Consider the following 21004-nt stretch of genomic DNA (forward strand, 5'->3'; position numbering starts at 1 on the left):
AATTGACTTTGCATAAGCTTAGCTTGATAGCCATGGGGTAGTACCAACAAAATACAAATTTCATACGCTATGAAAATGTAACGATTTTATGCTACACTTAAAAAATTGATTAGTGAGAGCTCATAATCCGTGGGGGAGGGACACCCCCGCGAATTTAAGTTTCACTTTATAAAAAAGCAAATATCGGTCGGTACCGCTCGTTATTTGACGATTACTTTTCCATCCATGCCTTTCAGGTAGTGGAACCGACATATTAGTTCATATGTACCAGGAGTTTCAGGTTTTACGGTAATTGTTTTTTCTTTTCCTGACGGGACTTCGGCGTCAATTCCGAGCTTTTTCACCGTAAAGGTGTGATCTCTATTTCCTTTGTTTTTCAATAGCAACGTTGTCGTTTTCCCGACCGGAACAGTGATGACATTCGGATTAAAGTAATCATCATTCAATTCAACCTCAATAGGCTGTCTCACAACGTCGGATTCGGCCAATACGCGGAGTGATCCTAAAGTAGTCATAACTAAAATCATCGCAAGTGAAATGATTAATCCAGTTAATTGTTTTTTCACAGACATTCGCAATCCCTCCTTTCCTAAGCACTAGTGTTTTCAAATTACTAAAATATTATCAATATAAATGGGGTTTAGGCGTGGTTCAAATAGTAATTCTTTCGGAAACTCCTACTAACCAAGTGATAACTGGAATAGGATTTGTGTAAAGTGAAACTTTAATCAGTGGGGGGGCATCCCCCACTGATTATTAGCCTTCACCAATCGGGCGTTTACGGGCAGTTGATCTCCCACCTAACTTCTTTGCTCCACCTGAATTTTGAGGTGGGAGTTTTACTGCCCGTTAATGCGGGATAAATAAAAAAAGCCTCCACTACCGTGGAAGCTTCTCCAAATGATGTGCAATATCAACATACATATTTGAGTACGTCGAATGTATTTCATTACTAGGTGCTGCGTTAGAAGAGAAGTGGACGATTACCATGTTTGCTTTCGGATCGATGTAAAGTGTTTGTCCGTAACTACCTAACACTTCGAAAGCGCCTTGTTCATTATGCGGAATCCACCATTGATTATGATAAGAAATTGAAGCGCCGTTGCCAATTGCGAGTTCACCTTCTTCTACATTTTTTACATTCTCTGTAATAGAGGAAGGGACGATTTGTTTTCCGTTATATTGACCATTATTTAAAAGTAATTGCCCGAATCTCGCCATATCTCTAGCAGTTGCATTTAAACCGGCGCTTGCTTGTTCTACTTTTGTTTCATCTGTAACGTAATAAGCGTCTTCTTCCATACCAATTTGAGACCAAATTCGCTCGCTTACATTTTCAGCTAATGATTTTCCTGTGATTGTTCGGATAATCCAAGCGAGTGTTTCACTTGAGCCGTTATTGTAAGAAAAAGCAGAACCAGGCGGTGCAGTTTCTTCGGCCTCTAGTAACATATCATAAATTTTCATAGGCCCCTCGTAATTTTTACCTCGGGGCAAAATATTACTAGCTAAATATAGTTGTGCATCTTGATTTTCTAGCCCTAGCTGCATATATCCGTGAGTCGGGTATTCAGCGGAAACTTGCATGTCCAGTAATTGCTGAAGTGTTGCTTTTCCGAACGGTGTATTTTTTAATTCTTTTATGTAAGTGTCAGCTGTTTTTTCTACATCAATAAGATTTTCTTCAGCGAGAGATTGTATGATTGCACCAGTAAACACCTTTGCTAATGATGCCATTCCATGAGGATTACTCTCGTTATATCCATTGAAATATCGTTCATAAACAAGTTGACCATTATGTACAATGACAAAAGCGTCTGTTTTGTTTTCGTCTAAAAGTTTTTTTAGAGGAGTTGTATTTCCAAATCTACGCTCCACAGCAAAATCGTCTAAGTTTTGTAACGCGGTAGGGAAGGGAGCAACTTGGTCAGGATTGTTTTTTACTTCATTAATTAAAGTAAATTCTTTCATATGTGTATACGACCAGCGTAAGTAAGGATCGTCTAACCAGTTTTCCTTCGTCACGTTATTTTTCGATGGGGTCGTTTTATTATGTTTGAAGTATGTAAAACCAAGCCCTGTAATTACAAATAGCACTGTTAGCATAAGTAAGAGTAGGGGGGATTTTTTTAATTTCATATAGGTCACTCCTTTAATTTCTACTATAAGTATACGCTCGTCTTAAAATAAATACAAAATAAGGAAAGTAAACGGGTAAGTTTACTTTCCTTATGAACGTTAAGCAGATATTTGTCCGTCTGTACTTTGTTTCTTGAATTTTTGTTTTCGTCCGTGTAATCCATAATAAAGAAGTAAGGTGAACGCAACGATAATAGCTGCGATAAAATACATATTATGATAACTTGATTTGGCAGCGACTATACCTAAAATGAAAGAACCAAAGCCAATGCCGCTATCAAAGAACGAGAAGTAAGTAGCTGTCGCAGAACCACGTCGATGGTTTGGAGCGGCAGAAATTGCAATCGTTTGGAAACTTGGAATTAATGTTCCGTATCCTAAACCGATTAACATACCTGAGCCAAGGAACCAAAATGAAGTTTGTGCTTGGCTTAAAATGAACATCCCAATTGTGAAAATAATGATAGCTGGATAAATAAGTACATTTTCACCGAAACGATCAAATATTTTTCCTGTAAATGGACGAGAAATGACCACAACAAGTGCGTATAAAATAAAGAAGTAACTTGCAATTTCGCTTAAACCGAGCTCTTTCGCATAAATAGGAATAAAGGATAAAATGCCACTGTAAGAAAAGGCTAAAACAAATCCTGTCAGAGCGATCGGAATAGAAGATGGTTCGATTAAGTCTTTCCATTTCATTTTTTCTCGTTTTTGTTTGTTTACTGGTGCTTCATGCGGAATATTGACTAGTAATCCTAATAAAAATGCGAGTAATGAAAATACTGAACAAACGATAAATAGTACAGTAAATGAAAAATGAGAAATAATTGTTAAACCTAAAAAAGGACCAATTACCATCGGTAGACTCATAAATACGCCGTAATAAGCAAGTGCTTCACCGCGTCTATGAGCTGGTGCTACATCAGTTACAATTGTTCCAGTTGCTGTTGTTGCCATTCCGAATCCAATACCATGTAAGAAGCGAAGGGCAAGTAATAAAAATAAACTTTGCGTACCGAAATACATAACAGTAGCGGCTAAAAATAGTGAAAGTGAAATAAATAATATTTTCTTTCTCCCTAAATCATCGAGCCATTTTCCTGTGAATGGTCTACATAAAACAGATGAAATAAGAAAAACAGTTGCAACTAAACCAATTTCCTCAGGTTTTCCTTTTAGGCTGTCTATAACATAGACAGGCAGAGTAGTCATAAGCATGTAAAACGTTAAAAAGAGAAACAGACTACTAAAACAAGTTCCGAGGAAATCCTTCGTCCAAAGTTTTTCACTTTGCATCGTCATCCCTCCATATTAATGATCTAAATTTTTGATAATTTGTTGTAACAATTGAAAAGCTTCATGTAAGTCTTCTTCTTTAATACCTTCTAGCGTCTTTTCTTCAAAGGAATCAACTTCTTCTTGCCATACTGGAATCATTTTTAGTGCAGTATCAGATAATGAAATCAACTTTTCACGGCGATCTTTTCCTTCAGTACGAATAATCCAGCCCATCGTTTCCATACGTGTTAACGTACGAGTCATCGTTGGTGATTCAACATTTAAATACTGACATAATTCTGTTTGGGTACAAGATCCAGTTTGATTAATGCGGAAAATAACAGCCCATTGCGCACTAAATAATCCTGTTGGAGATACACGTTCATTAAATTTCTTTGTAAACTTACGAGAAGTTTGACTGACAAGGTGGAAAAAATGTTGTTTTTCGTCCATATATTTTGATCCTTTCAAATTAGTTACCTAGCTAACTATATACCTTTTTATTTTAATTGTCTAGTAATAGACATGTTGTTTTATGTGGAAATTTCGTATAGATTTTGTATTGAGAACGTACATTCTACATGGTATTCTTTAATTAAGTAAAGAATTTTCTTTCTATTAAAAGAATGGGGGAACTTGTGATGATTAAGCCTGCAACAATGGAGTTTGTTTCATTATCGAACGGAGAAACGATTGCATATCAAGAAGTCGGAAGGCAAAATGAAGAAATGCTCGTACTCATTCATGGGAATATGACGTCGTCACAACACTTTGATTTAGTTATTGAGAAACTACAAAATCAATATCATATTTACGCAATTGATTTAAGAGGATTTGGCCAATCAACGTATAATAAGCCGATAGATTCTTTGCAAGACTTTGCAGAAGATGTGAAACTTTTTATAGATAAATTAAATGTAAAGAAATTTTCATTAATGGGATGGTCAATGGGCGGCGGTGTTGCGATGGAGTTTACAGCGAGCCACCCAACTTTTGTAGAAAAACTAATATTAGTAGAATCGGTAGGGATGAAAGGGTACCCGATATTTAAAAAAGATAGTAACGGGCAACCAATCGTATCGAGTTTATTAAAAACGAAAGAAGAAATTGCGCTAGACCCAGTGCAAATTGCCCCCGTACTAGATGCAATAAAAAATATGAATAAAGTATATTACCGTACAGTATGGAATCTATTAATATATACACATAATCAACCTGAGCCGGATCGTTATGAAAAGTATTTAGATGATATGTTAACGCAGCGCAATTTCGTTGATGTGAACTATTCATTAGTTACATTTAACATTTCAGATGAACATAATGGTGTTGTACGAGGGAATGGACATATTCACCGTATTCAAGCCCCAACACTTGTCATACAAGGTGACCGCGATTATGTCGTACCACAAGTAGTTGGCGAGGAATTAGCGAAACATTTGCCAAATGCGGAGTTGAAGGTGTTAGAAGATTGCGGGCATTCACCGTTTATTGATTGTTTAGATGTGTTTATACAGCATGTAGAGGATTGGTTAGACAATAAATAATTCCCAAAATATAAAACTTGCATATACTATAGCATTTGTATGTATAAGGGGAGAGAGGCAATGCATAATCCATTTTTAATATATCATTCTCCATATAATGATCACCAATATGTAAAAAATATTATTGATCCGATGTATATGCAAGTTTCACCAGCTGTAGTTCCTTTGCAAGTGCAGCCACCAATAGCTCATGCACATCAATACTTATATGGGCCTTCATTTTATGAAAATCCATATTTTAAACATTTTCATTACCATGTGAAAGCACAAGTTTGGGAAGGATAAGAAGCTAAAAGGTTCATTCTTTTAGCTTCTTTTTTTATGGCCAATATTCGTACACGCATGTAAAGAAACAGTTTATAATGAAAGTTGGAAAGCGTGAGAAAGAGAGGGAATAGGATGTCGATGCGTTTTACTTTTTGGATTATGGTTGGGATTGTGGCAATCTCAGGTTTATCACAAGGTATGCTCTTACCGACCATTGCAATGATTTTTGAACAAGAAGGGGTTAGTTCAAGTATTAACGGTATTCATGCGACGGCATTATACATCGGGATATTATTTATTTCACCGTTTCTTGAAAAACCGATGCAAAAGTTTGGAATGAAACCAATTATCGTAATTGGTGGGTTTCTCGTTATTATTTCATTATTCTTTTTTACACAAACATTTTCATTCTGGGTATGGTTTATTCTTAGATTCCTAGTTGGTGTTGGAGATCATATGCTCCATGTTGGAACGCAAACGTGGATTACGACAACGTCAGATCCTAGTAAAATAGGTAGACAAGTATCGATATACGGTGTATTCTTCGGAATTGGTTTCGCAGTTGGTCCGTATTTAGCAAGCACTGTTCAGTACGGTCTTGCAACACCATTTATCGTATCTACTATACTTTGCTTAATAGGATGGCTTTTGCTACTACCAACGAAAAATGCATTTCCAGCACAAGATGAGGCGAAAACTGAAAGTGAATCATCCTTTTCTCGTTATAAACAAGTCGTTGGATTAGCTTGGATTGCACTTATTGGTCCGCTCGCATACGGCGTACTAGAAGCGATGTTAAATAGTAACTTACCAGTATACGCACTTCGCAAAGGATGGTCTGTATCGGAAGTTTCCTTCTTATTACCAGCATTCGCAGTTGGAGGCATTATTACACAAATCCCGCTCGGTATATTAAGTGATAAATACGGAAGAGATCGTATTTTAACGTGGACGTTCAGTGTAAGTACTGGCATTTTCTTGCTTGCAGCAGTATTTGATCAATATTACTGGATCGTCTTTGCCTGTATGCTTTTAGCTGGTATGGTCATTGGCTCGTGCTTCTCATTAGGTCTTGGATTTATGACAGATTTATTACCGAGGCACTTACTACCAGCAGGTAATATATTATCCGGAATCGCCTTTAGTATAGGAAGTATTATGGGCCCTGTATTAGGAGGCGTATTTATAGAAAAAATACAGTATACAAGCTTTTTTATTGCGGTTATGATTATAATGGGTATTCTCGCAATGTTATATATTATTTACATGAAGAATCAATTCGCATCAAGAAAAATAGAAAGTAGGTTAGGGCATGACAAAACAACCTAATAAAAAGAAATTTGAAGTACTAGAAAACGAAACAATTACAGACTGTTTAGCACGTATGGAACAAGAAGGATATGCACCGTCTCGTCGCATGGAAGAGCCAATCTTTCATGAAGTGAAGAAAGACGGGAAAACAGAAGTTGAACCGTGTGGTAGAAAAATTGTTTTTGAGGGGAAATTGAAGTAATCAAATAACAGATTTTCTTTTTGATACAGAACAAGCCATCCAATTCATCCTCTATGAATTGGATGGCTTGTTTTTTTACAATTGATCAGTGAAGGAAAATATATTTTCTGGGAAGAACGAAAAGACATGCCCAATTCTCCTAGATCCTGTTTTCTAAAGTGTAGCTTCATGTAGAAAACTTTGCAATAGAGCCTTTATTTATTATTTTTGCTAAAACTTATGTACAATTCACAGTGCGAAACAACACATATAAAATGCCACTTCCTTTTTCATTTCTCCTAATTGGCTTCTTTATACGGATCGCAGAAAATATTGATACTTTTTTCGTATATTGGTAAAATAAGTTCTTGGGTCTTACTTGTTGTTATCAGTAGAATGATTGTCGCTCAACTTAAAGAAATTAGTTACAAAGATTTCGCAATATCTAAAGGGGGTCCGGCAATGATTCCCTCTTTTTGGAGCCACTCACAAACGTAAAGCAAGAGAGGAGGCTATATGAACTATTCTCCTTTCTTATTTAGATTAACCAGCTACTACAATTGGAACAAGTATATCAAATTCAATATCTGGAGGATGCTGATTAGAATCTGGTCGACACCCTGGTGGATAATGTTTTTCTAGCAATCTATCAATTCTGATGGAATCGATAGATTGTTAGAAAGTGGAAAATGATTATCCGCATATTCCGAAGCAGATGTAACCCTTCCATAATTAAGTGTAAAACCAAAATACGCTGTTTTAAAAAGTTATTTGTTAGAACTGGTTATAAGTAATAAAACAGAAAAGAGGATCACATGTTACATAATTTACAGAGAAGTAAAAGAATTTTTTTATTATGTCTTATTTTTTTAGTGCTTTTAACCGCTTGTGGTAATACGGATGTTAAGACATCTAAAGCTTCATTACCACCGGCTCAATCAAATATAGATAAATCATTAAAAGCACCAAATTGGGTAGATAAAAGTCCTATTCAACAATCTCCTAATTTTATTGAAGATAAAAAAGTGAAATCGGCTGTGAATTTAATAGCAACGGGTGATAATTTATATCATGATGCAGTAATTAAAGATGGCAAACAAAAAGACGGTTCATATGATTATCACTATATTTATGAAAATATAAAAAAAGCTGTTCAATCAAGTGATCTTGCTATAGTGAATCAGGAGACTCCAATTGCAGGAAATAATCTAAAAGTACAGGGATATCCTACTTTCAATACACCTGAAGAAGTAGGTCAATCTTTAGTGGACACTGGATTCAATATAGTGACTCAAGCGACAAATCATGCTATGGATATGGGTATTAACGGTGTTATGAATACAAGAGAATACTGGAAGAAATATCCGGATGTTATCCCGTTAGGCATTAATGAGAGTCAAAATGAACGCAATGAAATAAAAACGATTACAAAAAATGGTATTCGTTTTGCGCTACTTAATTATACATACGGTACGAATGGAATTAAAGTTGCAGCTGATAAGTCTTGGGCATTAAATTTAATTGATAAAAAGGCGATCCAAAATGATGTGGAAAAGGCAAAGAATAGCTCTGATATGGTGATTGTTATGGTGCATTGGGGAGTAGAATATACCACTACACCTTCAAAGCAACAAAAAGAAGTTGCTCAATATTTAACAGATTTAGGTGTAGATGTAGTAATTGGAAATCATCCACATGTAATTCAACCAATTGAGTGGAAACAAAATAAAGATGGACATGAAACGCTAATCTATTATTCTCTTGGAAATCTTATTTCTGCTCAAGAAAAATTAGAAACATTGGTTGGAGGACTATCTTATATACAATTCGTCAAGTATGAAGATAAAACTTTTGGTATACGACAAGCGGCACTCGTACCGACAGTAACCGACTATGCTGATGGTAAGAAACAATTTAAAATTCAATTTTTAAAAGATTATTCGGATGAAGATTCTAAAAATCATGGGATTAAAAAATTTGTCGGCCCCGTTTCTTTGAAGGATTTCAAGGAGATTCCTAGAGATGTGTTGGGAAATTGGTATAAAGACTAATAAACAAAAAAGGGAATGAGATACAATTAAAAAATTTATAATTTTAGCATTGGTATTGGCAATGGGATGGAGCCTTGCTGCTTGTAGTGGAAAGCAAACATCTCAGGAAACTACTAATAATAACGATAAAAATAAAAATGAGATAAATGCGAATAAAAAAGATGTTTTACCTATCTCTGATCTTAATGATTGGAGAATTATCCTTGTAAATAGAGAGCATATGTTATCAAAGGAACTAGGAATTGAATTAACAAGTATCACTCAAAATGCTAAGCCAAATATGAAAATCGATAGCAGAATTGCAACTTCCTATCAGGATATGGTAACAGCTGCAAAAAAAGAGGGAATCAACCTTTATTTAAGATCAGGTTATCGAGCTATAAAATTACAACAAACTTATTATGATGCTTCAGTTAAAAGCTATAAATCTCAAGGTTTGTCGGATAAAGAGGCTAGTGCTAAGGCATTGGAATATCTTCAGTATCCTGGTGCAAGTGAACACCATACTGGATTAGCGTTAGACATTATTTCAGTTGAATGGCAGAATACGGTAGAAGATTTAAATGCAAAATTTGAAACGACTGATGCATTCAAATGGTTAGATAAGAATGCTGCAGAGTATGGGTTTATTCTCCGCTATCCAAAAGATAAAGAGAATATTACTGGTATTAAGTATGAGCCATGGCATTATCGTTATGTAGGAAAAGAAGTTGCTATTTATCTAAAAGAAAATGGGTTAACTTTAGAAGAGTATTGCGAAAAGATTAAGTCCGACAAATAAAAATACACTTTGATTCTATTAAAAAGCCAGTGGACATATTTCCTTTCCTTAAAGGAAATAAATTATGCATTGCTACGGGAAAAGGCGGATCTGGAGGATGTGTTAATCTTCCTCCTAGTATTGCGAAAACTGTGTATGATAATGTAAGCACGTATGAACCGGTTATCGTGTACTAGTAAATAGCAACCTCGTGTGAAGCGATGTATGTATCAAGAACTTAAATTTATAAAAGAAGCAGTGAAAAAGGATCTGATATTCATATCAGATTCTTTTTCATTCGTAACATAGAATACTTGCTTACTGTATCTGCTTAACTAGGCTTTAGAGACTGCCAGCTTTCCAGATGCTACAATATTAACCTCGCCATCTTTTTTGTTTTGGATGTTCGCTTTTCTTAGCTTGATAGACATGTGGAGGTAGCCCAAACACTGCGATTGGTAGTGTTGTTTATTTGGTAGAATATTACATTTTTTTAATAATTGAAATAAGGGAGTACACATCACAGAATGGGGTAATAAGAAAAATCCGGTTATCTTTTGTTTACATGGGTTAGGTGGCTCTAGTCTTACTTTTATAGAAGTGGCTGACAAACTAAAAGATGAGTATAGATTTGTTACATGTTTTGTGCAACTAACAAATCAGATGATGCTCACTATTGCTTTCAGTCCTGCTATAACGAATTCTACAATAGATAACAGAACGTATATTTGGTATAATCGAAACATACTACTTGAAACGCTGTACATAATGTATGAAATTCATGTAATAAGGTAAGGACTACATGACAATAACTAAATTTAAAAGTTCTAGTACATATAGGATTCAGTTCATGTTATACAAATCCATTGTCAGAAAGGAAAAGATGTAATGAATCAAATTTCATTTGAAGATTTATTTGAAGAAGAAAAAGAAAAGGTGGAGGTAGCTGAGATACCAGTACCTTTATCGCCATTGCAACAAGATATATTGGGATTATTTAATTCTGAAGAAATAAGTGCACTGGAGCTGTGCGAACAATTAATACGAGCTGGTAAAATACCAGATGAAAGATTCACTACGAATAAGCCTAAAGCATATGGAAAAGTATGCTTAATATTAGAAGGTTTTGTTACGGAAGGGCAGATTATTTTTATCAAAAGTGATGAGAAAAGAGATAGGGTATATAAAATGAAAGAAGAAATATAAGTTGTACAGAGATAAATGAATGATTTCTAAGGAGCTAGTTCAGTAACCAAAGTAAAAAGGGTATCAATCAAGAAAGATTGATACCCTTTTTTGCTGTGTTTTAATATCTTACATGTTTACGTTTGAAACCGAGTCTTTCTCTATCAACGAGTAAAAAAAGGGATATTCCACATACAACACGTTAATAACTTCCATCGCCGCTTGAAAGGATGGATGGAACGATTTCAAGGCGTTTGTACGTATTATTTGGATAGTTACCTCTACTGGTATCGTTGGCTTGAGTTACATACAAACTTAGCATTTGAAAATCGGGTAGGGCAAATGCTTATGTCAGCTTGTCAAAAATCTGACAATTTCACAGTTGAAGCATTAAGAAAAGATAAAAAGCATCATTAATCAGATGCTTTTTAGATAGATTCAGTGGTTTATTGTTATTTAACTAACGGAGTAGTTTAGTTGAATAAGAAAAAAGATTAATGCGTATTTGACTTAAAATGCGATACAAAAATGAACTGTACAAGAATGACAATTCATTTAATAGGTAGGTATTATTTCACATTCTTTAGAGGGAAAATTACCTTGTTATAAAAAAATCTTTCCCATTTAGCTAACAAACCGTTCCCATTTTCACCACGTTGAATTTCAATTTCGTGTTTTTTATGAAATTCTGCTATTCGTTTATTATGCTCTTTGTGCAATTGATGGAGAGCCACTTGTTTCATTATTATCCCTCCTTTCGATTAACCATAATTATATATCCTGGGTTGATTATAGCAAAGTATTCTACACGTTTTGTAGATTAAATCTGCCTTTTAGTTTTAGCAGTAACAATCTTTGAGAAAACAGCCTTTATTTATGATGATCGTCGTAAGGTCATTGCCCAGAATAAAAGAGCACAAGCACTAACGGATGCACCTAATATACAAACTCCGTTCCATCCGTAGCTTGCATAAATGTTGGTTGAAAGAATTGCACCTGTTGCACTGCCGATAGAATAGAACATCATATAACTAGCAGTGAGCCGACTTCTCGCTTCAGGACGCACTGTGAAAAGTATGCTTTGATTGGTGACATGTACAGCTTGCACAGCTAAATCTAAAAGGATAACACCGATAACTAGTAGGAATAGAGAATGGTTCATTAATTTAATTAGGAGCCATGAAAGTAATAATAAGGATAAGGCTATGCCAGTAGTTCTCTCTCCGAATCCGCGATCAGCAAGTTGTCCGGCTTTAGTGGCAGCTAATGCACCAGCAACTCCAGCAAGACCAAATGCTCCGATAGCTGTATGTGATAGATTATATGGTGCAACACTTAGAGGTAAAACTAATGAAGTCCATAAAATACTGAAGGAAGTAAAAATAAGCAATGCTAATATTCCGCGAATACGTAAGATCCTTTCTTCTACAAATAATAAGAGAACAGAACGTAATAATTTACGATAGGTCATAGCTGTTTTTTTATGTTCAAGATTAGGTAAATTACGATATAACAAACCAATTACGAAGAGCATAAGTACAGCGGAGGTAAGATAAACGGAACGCCATCCCGCTAAATCTGTTAATGTTCCAGCAAATGTACGTGCAAGTAGAATTCCTATTACGACACCACTCGTGACGAAACCTACTATTCGCCCACGGTCTTTTGGGTTAGCTAAAATGGATGCGTATGCGACGAGTGTCTGCGTAACAGTCGCAAGAATTCCGACTAAGGCCATACCTATAAAAAGTACGGTACTGGAAGGAGCGACTCCGACCACAATTAAAGCGAAAACGGATAAAAGCATTTGAACAATGATAAGTCTTTTTTGGTTTAACAAATCACCAAGTGGAACTAATAAAAGTAATCCGAGTGCATAACAAACTTGAGTAATCGTAATAACGACACCAATAGTTGAATGGTTGATCTTAAACGCATTTGATAAAGAATCAAGTAGAGGATGGGCGAAGTATATATTCGCCACAGCCATCCCGCAAGCTATTGAAAATAATAGAGTTATATAGCGGGGCATGATTGTATTGATAGGTGATTGGAACTGATCATTATTCTGTGTAAGAGCAGTTGTCATTTTTTCTTTAGCATCCATAATATCATCTCCTTTTGTTTTTAAAATAATGTACCGAACGGTATGTTATTTCGTAAGTCAAATATAATCAGGGATAAGTTACTATGTCAAGTGAATTGTAAATTAAATTCAGTTTCTTTTGACATATCATTTATAATTTAATACGATATATAATATACTGATTAGTACATAAAAACGTGATTTATAATTTAGAAAACAGGTGAAAAAAGAGGAGGGATTAAATGGCTCGACTACGTGAATTTGATAAAGAAAAAGCTTTGGATGCTGCTATGCAACTTTTTTGGGAGAAAGGATACGCTGCTACTTCATTAAGTGATCTAACTGCTAAAATGGAAATACAAAGACCAAGTTTATATGCGGCATTTGGTGATAAAGAAGGGCTATTTGAAGCTGCATTACGGAGATACACGAATATACATGCAGCTAGCATTCGAACAAAACTTCAAAAAGAACAATCTGTAAAAGAGGCCATTCGTATATTTTTTGAAAATATGGTGGAAGAGGAATATAAAAAAGAATCAAATAAAGGCTGTTTTTGTATTAACACAATGGTGGAACTTGCTCCTCATAATGAAAAATTTGAAGTGCTGACTAGAGAACATCAAATGTATCTTTCAGTTATATTTCAAGAATTAATTACTAAAGGAATTCAGTCTGGAGAACTGCAAAGTGATGTGAATGCTAAAGCATTGGCACAAACGCTAGTCACTTCATTAATTGGATTAACGGTGTTAATGAAATCTCGCCCAGAACGTTCAGTTGTAGATAATTCGGTATGTATCATATTATCGTTACTAAAATAAATGTAACAGAATTGTATTTCAATCAACTATGTCGATTATAGACACTTTTATTTATAAGCTTTTAACTTTAAGCACTGAATTGTCTACGAAGGCAACAAGTGCTTTTTATTTTCGTGTAAATATGAGCAGGTGAATCATAATGGTTGTCTGCAATATATGAAGATTGTTGGAGACATTTGTAATTAGGCATCGGATAAGAGAGGAATGAAAACACTATATAAGCCCCTTCAAAGCCCCTTATAAGCACCTACCAAGTAATAAATCACTAAGAAAAAGAAAAAGAAAAAACAAAAACAAAAACAAAAACAACTACAAGAACAAAAAAGCGCGAAAAAATAAAACCGTCGTTGTAGTAGTTAAAAAAATTTGGAATTCAAATGCAAAAACAAAGCCCTCATTCCTATATGTATATTGAAGGATTGAAATTTGCATTTTTATGAATAAAAGGAGGTGGGAAACATATGGCGGTGTACCGTAATGTGCAGGTGAACTTTTGGCAAGATGAATTCATATTAGATTTAACGCCAGAAGAGCGTTATTTTTACATATATTTGTTAACTGGTACGAAAACGAAGCAATGTGGTATTTACATATTACCAAAGCGTTTGGCAGAGCTTGAAACTGGTTACAGTATGGAGACTGTTGAGAAGTTATTGAACAGGTTTGTGGAATACGGGAAGATTTTATATGATGCGGAAACGAAAGAGTTATTCATTATAAATTGGTTACACTATAATCCTATTTTTAATACGAACATAGAGAAATGTGTATTACGTGAGCTGAAAATGGTGAAAAGTAAAGAGTTCCTACATAAGTTTTTACGTAAATGTCTTGAAGAAGAATGCAAGATTCCATTATTACTTCAGTATTTTGGTATGCCAGAGGAAGAGGTTAGTAGTAATTCACAACAAGCAATTATTCAAGAGAAGGAAGAGAAGGAAGAGGTAGAAAGAGTAGAGGATGCCACTCCGCATAGTGAAGTTTATAAATTTTACGAACAAAACATTAGTAGTCTATCTCCATATATCGCGAAGGAATTAAAGGAATGGATGCAAAGAGTTTCAGGAGATAAAGTACTAGAGGCACTTAAAATTGCGTTTGAACATAATAAGGGGACACTTGCTTATGTAAAGGGTATCTTGAGGAATTGGTGTAGCGAATATAGTGGAGAAAAGTGTGTAATGGGAAGTTTAGAGAGAAGGAGAAGTGTTTTGAGTAGTGTTTTTTAATTTACATAAATTTAATGCAGAATATACGTTCGTATACGGTGGGTTGTATGCTATACTACAATTAAATAAGGGTATTTTTATAATAGATAAAAAGATGCGGGGGAACAAAGTTTGACTACTAATACATCTCAGTTGTTTCAATATATTCATATGACAGAAGAACAGGAACAATTATCATCACGTTATTTAGAAACGAGAGAAGAAGAGATTTTAAATAATATTCAACTAACGACAATTAGAGATCAAAAAAGAGGCGATTTTGCCGAGCGATTTATAAATGATTTTAGAAAAGTATATAAACAAGATCCGGATTTCTTTCGGTTATTTTATTATTTGCTAGGGGAGCAATTGTTAAATGTTCTTATAATAAGGTTTAAATATGTGAATTTTTCTAATATGAAGGTTTATTTAGAAAAAAGTGAACTTCCTTTGGAGAAACTTGTAGCAAGTGCATGCAAATATTTATCCAATATTTCAAGTTATGTGAATGAAGCGTATGTTTTTCTTAGAGAATTAATAAGCGAGAATCCGAACTATATAGAAGAGCAGTTGTCAGCTTTATCAATAAAGCAGCAATTATCGCTACTTCTTGTAATGTTTGAAGTAGATTATGAGAGATTCCGTACATATAGCTCTTTATTGGACGAGAGATTAGAAGAACATGCTGAATTTATATTGAATTTGAATGGAGAAAAGGAAAAGGTTGAAGCTGTTGAACGGTATATAAAGGGTGAAAGTGATAGGGAATTATTTGTAGGTGGGGCTTTACCAGAATATATTTGGCGGCTATTATTTAGTATTCATAAGTATTCAAATGTTGCGAGGCGATATGTTGAAATATTAGCGAAGAGAAACGTTTGGGGTTTTATGAACCATGCTACGCGTTACATGTGTCAAGCTCTCGGTCAGCTTCAAAACTACAAAAGAACAGGTAGTGTAAATAAGAAAACATATGATGAAATTCAAAGTTTTTGTAAACAGTTTTGGATTTCTGAGGAAAGATTTTTTGCGCACCGTCTGAGGCAACATGATTTAAATAATGAAGAATTTTGTAAGACGTATGAATATGAATTGCTATGCTTCATGGCGAAAGAAAATCCTGAATTTGTTCAACGTACTTTGCATTATTTAAGTAAAATTAATTATCTCATCATCGCACGAATGTTAGCTGAAAAAGGACATGAGCTAAATAGAGGGAAAATGCGAGAAGAATTTTTTGTGGCTGCTTTGCAAATTAAATTGTCTACAGTGCGGGATACATATCGTGATTATTTAATAGGGAAAGTGTCATTTGAGGATATGAAGCAAATACTTAAAAATCCGAAATATAGAAGTATGTATTGGGGTATGCCAGTGTTAGAGGTTGCACTTCTTTGGGATCTAGATGATGTAGCGAAGAGGGAAGCTGTACTTACACTACAATTCGGAGATGATTATAGTGTGAATTTATATGAACTTCTTTACGAATGTTCTGTCAGAGGGATAGAACCGAAACAAGTATTAGAAGATCTTCTTTCGTATGGGTTGAGTAAGGAAAAGCTTATCGCTTATGCAGTTGAACAAGCTGCATGCTACAGTGAAGAGAGAAATAAGGCGAAGGAAGCGCTCGTTCATGTCATTGTAAAAGAACAAGCATACATAATTGAACGATTTGATGAGTATTCTGCTGTGGCAAAAGCATATATTTTAGAAGAGTTAGCAAGGGATAACATGGTTAAAATGCGTCCAATTTTAATCAAAAGCTTAGGCGCTTCATCTAAAAAAATGCGTGAGTCTGTAGTTAAACTTCTTTCAAAAGATGTAGAAGCGGCAGAAGATGTAGCAGTTGAACTTAATAATAAAAAGAAAATTGTCCGTGAACATGTGATGGAAATACTTATAGATTATAAGATTGAAAAATATATGCAACTTGTACAGGAAGCTTTACAAGAAAAGAAGAACGCCTCTTTTATTGAGAAGTTTGCTCCGTTACTTGAAGTGGGGAGAAACTCAGAAAATATAGAAGAACTTTGTAGTCGTATAGTAACGGAACAAAAAAGAAATGCACTTCTGCAATTGATTGGGGACGAACCACAAATCCGTCTTCGTCATTCAAATGAAATAGCAGACGCAACAGTTCCGTTAGCTTATATACAGCAGTATATTTCAGATTCTGTTATTGAGAAGAAAGAGGCAGCTGAAGTAATTGGTAGTACTTTAAATGAACAAGACTTGAAAGAGTATGTACAAGTAATATATCAAATATGGATTTCTCAAGATGCAGATGTGAAGAAACGGGGAATCCTTTCATTATATGGAATGTTTAGTGATGACAAAATGGTAGGCATACTTAAAAAGCAAATTGATGAATGGGTCCTTCATATGAGAGGAAAGATTGCAGCGGATGCTGTTCGCGCTCTGGGGTTGTCCTCATCTAAGCTTGCACTTGTGTCTATTCATGCGATGGCATTTAAATATAAGCATAAGTTAGTGCGTAATGCGGCAAAAGAAGCACTAAGTCTTGCTGCGAAAACACGTGGTATAACGGAAGAAGAGCTGGAAGATCGATTGGTACCAAACCTTGGTTTCAATATACGTTGTGAAAAGAAGATTGATTTTGGAAATAGATGTTTTACTGCTATTTTAACTTCAGAGTCAAAAATTGAATTAGCGACAGAAGAAGGAAAACGTATGAAGTCACTTCCAAAGCCAAATGCAAAAGATGATGTAGAAAAAGCTGAAGAAGCTAAGAAAGAGTTAGCCGCTTTAAAGAAAGAGCTTCGAAGTGCTCTTTCCATGCAGAAACAACGTTTGGAAACTGCTCTATCACTAAAGCGCTATTGGTCATAAGATACGTGGAAGCCGGTATTTATGGAAAATCCAATTATGAAGCAATTTGCCATTTCACTTGTTTGGGGTGAATATACGGAAGGAAAGTTGCTGAGAACGTTCCGTTGTGTGGAGGATGATATGTTTTATTCAATGATAGGAGAGCATCATGAGCTTTCACCTGGAACTGTTATTGGTTTAATTCATCCGTTAGAATTATCCGAGGTGGAAAAGGAAGTGTGGAAAGAGCAACTGACAAATTCCGGAATTGTTCAGCCATTCCTACAAATTGAACGGCCAGTGTTTGTAGTAGAGGAAAATGATAAGATTGATGTTGAGAGATTTGGCGGTATTTTACTAAATGGTCGCTCGTTATTCGGTAAGATGACGACACTTGGATGGACTCGCGGATCGGTTCAAGATGGCGGTGTTTATTATACGTTTTATAAAGAAGACACTAGAACTGGAGTAGGAGCGGAACTTTCATTTAGCGGAGCGCCAATTGGATATGAAGGTGAAGAAGATGTATGTGTATTTGAAATTCAATTTTATAAGGCAGGCAAAGTGAACCGCGGTTCATATGAATACGACGAAATTGATGATGAGAGACGCATTGTACCAAAACAAGTAGATAAGCGCTTCTTTAGTGAAATGTTATATGATGTGCAATTAGCGACCGATTCAAATCTTGGTCATAATGAAAGCTGGCGTAGCGGACGATAAGAAAAACCCCCTTCATTGATAGGAAAATGAAGGGGGTTTTTCAATTTTTCTAAAAGGTTCTTTCACAATAGAAGCGAATAGATTGAGAGAGGAGGGATTGTATGGAAGTCGTCATAAAAAAGAAACGAAATAGGGGAAAAAGAATTTTTATTTGGTCTAGTAGTATCGTTCTTTTTTTGTTTATTTGCGCTATGATTTTTTTGAACATATATACGTTGAGTTCTATGCCAAAGATAGATGGAACGATAAAACTTGAGGATTTACAACATGCTGTTGCGGTGAAACGAGATAGTAAAGGTGTACCACATATTAAAGCGGAAAATGCGCATGATTTATATTTCTCGCAAGGGTATGTACAAGCGCAAGATCGTTTGTTTCAAATGGATTTAAGTAGAAGACAAGCTTCTGGTATGTTAAGTGAAGTTGTAGGGGAAGCAGCTGTTGATCGAGATAAATTGTTTCGAACGCTCGGTTTACGGCGAGCGGCAGAAGCATCTGTTAGTCAATATGATGGGGAAGCGAAATATGCCCTGCAGTCATTTGCTGATGGGGTGAACGCTTTTATACGTGAGGCAAAAGAGGAAAAGAAATTGCCGGTTGAGTTTACTTTATTAGGCTATGAACCTGCTGAATGGTCAATCGTGGATTCTTTAACGATTGGAAAGTATATGGCGTTTGATTTAGGCGGACATTGGCACGGACAGGCATTTCGATATTGGGCGCTGAAAAATTTACCGAAAGAGCAAGCAAATGAGCTATTTCCTACATATCCGAAAGATGCACCTAGATTGCTAGCTGAACTGAAAAATACAAATGTGAATGTAGCACAAAGTTTTTCAAAGACAGTTATTCCACCAGAGTTTAACGGTAGTAATAACTGGGTTGTGAGTGGTGAAAAGAGTGTATCTGGTAAGCCGATTTTAGCGGATGATCCTCATTTATCTCTTGCGACACCTTCTATATGGTATCAAACTACGTTAGAAACGAAAGATGTAAATGTGAGTGGAGTTATTTTTGCGGGTGTTCCTGGTGTTATGTTAGGGCATAATAAAGAGATTGCCTGGGGCGTTACGAATACAGGTCCCGATGTGCAAGATTTGTATATTGAAAAGAGAAATCCTAATAATGAAAATGAATTTTTGTATAACGATAAATGGGAAAAGGCTACGGTTGTTGATGAATCTATTAAAGTAAAAGGCGGGAAAACAATTCCGTATAACGTTACGGTTACGAGGCATGGTCCAGTCATTTCAGAGTTTGCGGATAAGGGGAAAGAGAAAATGAAAACGAAAACAGTATTCGCTTTGAAATGGACTGCTTTGGAGCCTTCCGCTGAATTAAAGGCTGTATTAAATATGAATAAAGCGAAAGATTGGAATGAGTTTGAGACAGCTCTTCAAGATTTTCACACACCGACTCAAAACTTTTTGTTTGCATCAAATGACGGCACAATTGCTTATAAAGCGAACGGAAATATACCAGTGCGTAAAAAAGGTGATGGTAGTTTGCCTGTACCTGGATGGACAGATGAATATGAATGGGAAGGGTATATTCCGTTTGATCAACTTCCAAAAGTAATAAATCCAAAACAAGGGTTTATTTCAACTGCAAATAATAAAATCGTTGATGATAATTATCCGTACCATATTAGTAATACGTGGGCGCAGCCATATAGGCAAATGCGTATTCAAGAGTTTTTAAAAGAGAAGGAAAAGTATACGGTGAAAGATTTAGAAGATTTACAGATGGATCAAAAAAATTTATATGGGAAAGAGTTTACTCCTATATTGTTAAAAGAGTTAAATAAAGCATCTTTAAATGAAGTAGAGAAAGAAGGCGTAAAACAATTAACAAAGTGGGATTTTTACGATAGTAAAGATGAAGCGTCACCATTAATATTCCATTTGTTAATGAAAGAGATTTCGAATACGCTATTTTCAAAAGAAATACCGAAAGATGTGATGGAGTTATTTGAAGGGAAGTCACAAGTAGTTGATGAATTGATTCGAAAAGAAGTAGCAGGAGAAAATAGCGCTTGGTTTACGAAGTACGGAGGCTTCACAGAAGTTGTGCATACATCGTACGAAAATGTAATGAAGAAACTACAGAAGGAATATGGACCAAATGTTGCGGAGTGGAAGTGGGGCGATTACCATCAACTTGCTTTTACACATCCAATTTCAAAATCATCTAGTATGCTAGCACTACTTGCATTTAATCGTGAGAAACCAGTTCCAATTGGCGGAAGCCAAGTTACCGTTCAAGCAGCGAGTTACGGAGATAACGGTATTGTCAATCACGGAGCTTCTTGGCGATTCGTGATTGATACGAAAGATATGTCAAACGGTTATCATATCGTAGGACCAGGACAATCGGGACATTTCAGAAGTGATTGGTATCATGATCAAATAGATGATTGGGTGAATGGTGAGTATCATACGACTACACTTAATACAGATGGGATAGAAGGAAAAGTGTTAAATTTAGTCCCTAAATAATGTGTAGATATTTTGAGATGGAATGGTTTGTAAAGGAGCGGGAGAATCGCTCTTTTTTTGAATTATTTTTCTTATGGAATATATGTGTAATGTTGTATAAAATAAGCAAGAAAGCCA

Annotated in this window: 16 protein-coding genes and 5 pseudogenes; 15 read left to right on the top strand and 6 right to left on the bottom strand. The window is 35.4% G+C overall.

The annotated features are described in order from the left end of the window. Positions 1-200 precede the first annotated feature (200 nt). The 4 genes from ACE38F_RS12715 to ACE38F_RS12730 form a co-directional block, all read right to left on the bottom strand. Positions 201-572 carry a cupredoxin domain-containing protein gene (locus tag ACE38F_RS12715; RefSeq protein ID WP_215553606.1) on the bottom strand — a complete coding sequence of 124 codons (372 nt, stop codon included), beginning with the start codon at positions 570-572 and terminating at the stop codon, positions 201-203. A 307-nt stretch (positions 573-879) separates the two neighbouring features. After that, on the bottom strand, positions 880-2139 hold the full coding sequence (locus ACE38F_RS12720) for a serine hydrolase domain-containing protein (protein ID WP_375370418.1): 1260 nt from the start codon (positions 2137-2139) through the stop codon (positions 880-882). A 99-nt stretch (positions 2140-2238) separates the two neighbouring features. Beyond that, complete coding sequence (locus tag ACE38F_RS12725) at positions 2239-3438, bottom strand: MFS transporter (RefSeq protein WP_341306301.1); 1200 nt, start codon at positions 3436-3438, stop codon at positions 2239-2241. A 15-nt stretch (positions 3439-3453) separates the two neighbouring features. Beyond that, positions 3454-3873, bottom strand: a complete 420-nt coding sequence (locus ACE38F_RS12730) for a MarR family winged helix-turn-helix transcriptional regulator (RefSeq protein ID WP_341306302.1) — start codon at positions 3871-3873, stop codon at positions 3454-3456. A gap of 188 nt (positions 3874-4061) precedes the next feature. Here ACE38F_RS12730 and phaZ point away from each other — a divergent pair, with 188 nt between their 5' ends. The 11 genes and pseudogenes from phaZ to ACE38F_RS12785 form a co-directional block, all read left to right on the top strand. After that, on the top strand, positions 4062-4964 hold the full coding sequence (phaZ, locus tag ACE38F_RS12735) for an intracellular short-chain-length polyhydroxyalkanoate depolymerase (RefSeq protein WP_375370417.1): 903 nt from the start codon (positions 4062-4064) through the stop codon (positions 4962-4964). Positions 4965-5024: 60 nt separating this feature from the next. Next, complete coding sequence (locus ACE38F_RS12740) at positions 5025-5249, top strand: hypothetical protein (RefSeq protein ID WP_375370416.1); 225 nt, start codon at positions 5025-5027, stop codon at positions 5247-5249. A 114-nt stretch (positions 5250-5363) separates the two neighbouring features. Next, on the top strand, positions 5364-6560 hold the full coding sequence (locus ACE38F_RS12745) for an MFS transporter (RefSeq protein WP_375370415.1): 1197 nt from the start codon (positions 5364-5366) through the stop codon (positions 6558-6560). After that, positions 6544-6744: an NETI motif-containing protein gene (locus ACE38F_RS12750; protein ID WP_000166302.1), complete on the top strand. Its 201-nt coding sequence runs from the start codon at positions 6544-6546 to the stop codon at positions 6742-6744. The genes ACE38F_RS12745 and ACE38F_RS12750 overlap by 17 nt, the downstream gene beginning before the upstream one ends. A 194-nt stretch (positions 6745-6938) precedes the next feature. Next, positions 6939-7221 (top strand): annotated as a pseudogene (locus tag ACE38F_RS12755) (DUF817 family protein); the annotation flags it as partial. A 317-nt stretch (positions 7222-7538) separates the two neighbouring features. Continuing rightward, positions 7539-8774: a CapA family protein gene (locus ACE38F_RS12760; protein ID WP_016100474.1), complete on the top strand. Its 1236-nt coding sequence runs from the start codon at positions 7539-7541 to the stop codon at positions 8772-8774. A gap of 49 nt (positions 8775-8823) precedes the next feature. Further along, positions 8824-9555: a M15 family metallopeptidase gene (locus tag ACE38F_RS12765; protein WP_321145680.1), complete on the top strand. Its 732-nt coding sequence runs from the start codon at positions 8824-8826 to the stop codon at positions 9553-9555. Between the two features lie 83 nt (positions 9556-9638). Further along, positions 9639-9731 (top strand): annotated as a pseudogene (locus ACE38F_RS12770) (L,D-transpeptidase); the annotation flags it as partial. Between the two features lie 322 nt (positions 9732-10053). Further along, positions 10054-10173 (top strand): annotated as a pseudogene (locus tag ACE38F_RS12775) (alpha/beta fold hydrolase); the annotation flags it as partial. Positions 10174-10422: 249 nt separating this feature from the next. Further along, positions 10423-10740, top strand: coding sequence for a DUF3895 domain-containing protein (locus ACE38F_RS12780; RefSeq protein ID WP_375370414.1), 318 nt, complete (start codon positions 10423-10425; stop codon positions 10738-10740). 156 nt (positions 10741-10896) lie between these two features. After that, positions 10897-11136: pseudogene (locus ACE38F_RS12785) on the top strand (IS1595 family transposase); the annotation flags it as partial. 152 nt (positions 11137-11288) lie between these two features. Here ACE38F_RS12785 and ACE38F_RS12790 read toward each other — a convergent pair. Beyond that, a complete protein-coding gene (locus ACE38F_RS12790) occupies positions 11289-11462 on the bottom strand; it encodes a hypothetical protein (protein ID WP_002013769.1) in 174 nt (57 codons plus the stop codon). 131 nt (positions 11463-11593) lie between these two features. Beyond that, on the bottom strand, positions 11594-12826 hold the full coding sequence (locus tag ACE38F_RS12795) for an MFS transporter (RefSeq protein ID WP_375370413.1): 1233 nt from the start codon (positions 12824-12826) through the stop codon (positions 11594-11596). 221 nt (positions 12827-13047) lie between these two features. On the opposite strand from ACE38F_RS12795, the gene ACE38F_RS12800 reads away from it, so the two are divergent. From ACE38F_RS12800 to ACE38F_RS12815, 4 genes and pseudogenes are all read left to right on the top strand, one after another. Next, positions 13048-13629, top strand: coding sequence for a TetR/AcrR family transcriptional regulator (locus tag ACE38F_RS12800; protein ID WP_375370412.1), 582 nt, complete (start codon positions 13048-13050; stop codon positions 13627-13629). Positions 13630-14090: 461 nt separating this feature from the next. Further along, positions 14091-14858: a DnaD domain-containing protein gene (locus ACE38F_RS12805; protein WP_375370411.1), complete on the top strand. Its 768-nt coding sequence runs from the start codon at positions 14091-14093 to the stop codon at positions 14856-14858. Positions 14859-14969: 111 nt separating this feature from the next. Continuing rightward, positions 14970-18389: pseudogene (locus ACE38F_RS12810) on the top strand (DUF4132 domain-containing protein). Positions 18390-18490: 101 nt separating this feature from the next. Next, positions 18491-20887 carry a penicillin acylase family protein gene (locus ACE38F_RS12815; protein WP_375370410.1) on the top strand — a complete coding sequence of 799 codons (2397 nt, stop codon included), beginning with the start codon at positions 18491-18493 and terminating at the stop codon, positions 20885-20887. Positions 20888-21004: the final 117 nt, after the last annotated feature.

It is taken from the genome of Bacillus altaicus (assembly GCF_042136375.2).
GTDB classification, from domain to species: domain Bacteria; phylum Bacillota; class Bacilli; order Bacillales; family Bacillaceae_G; genus Bacillus_A; species Bacillus_A cereus_U.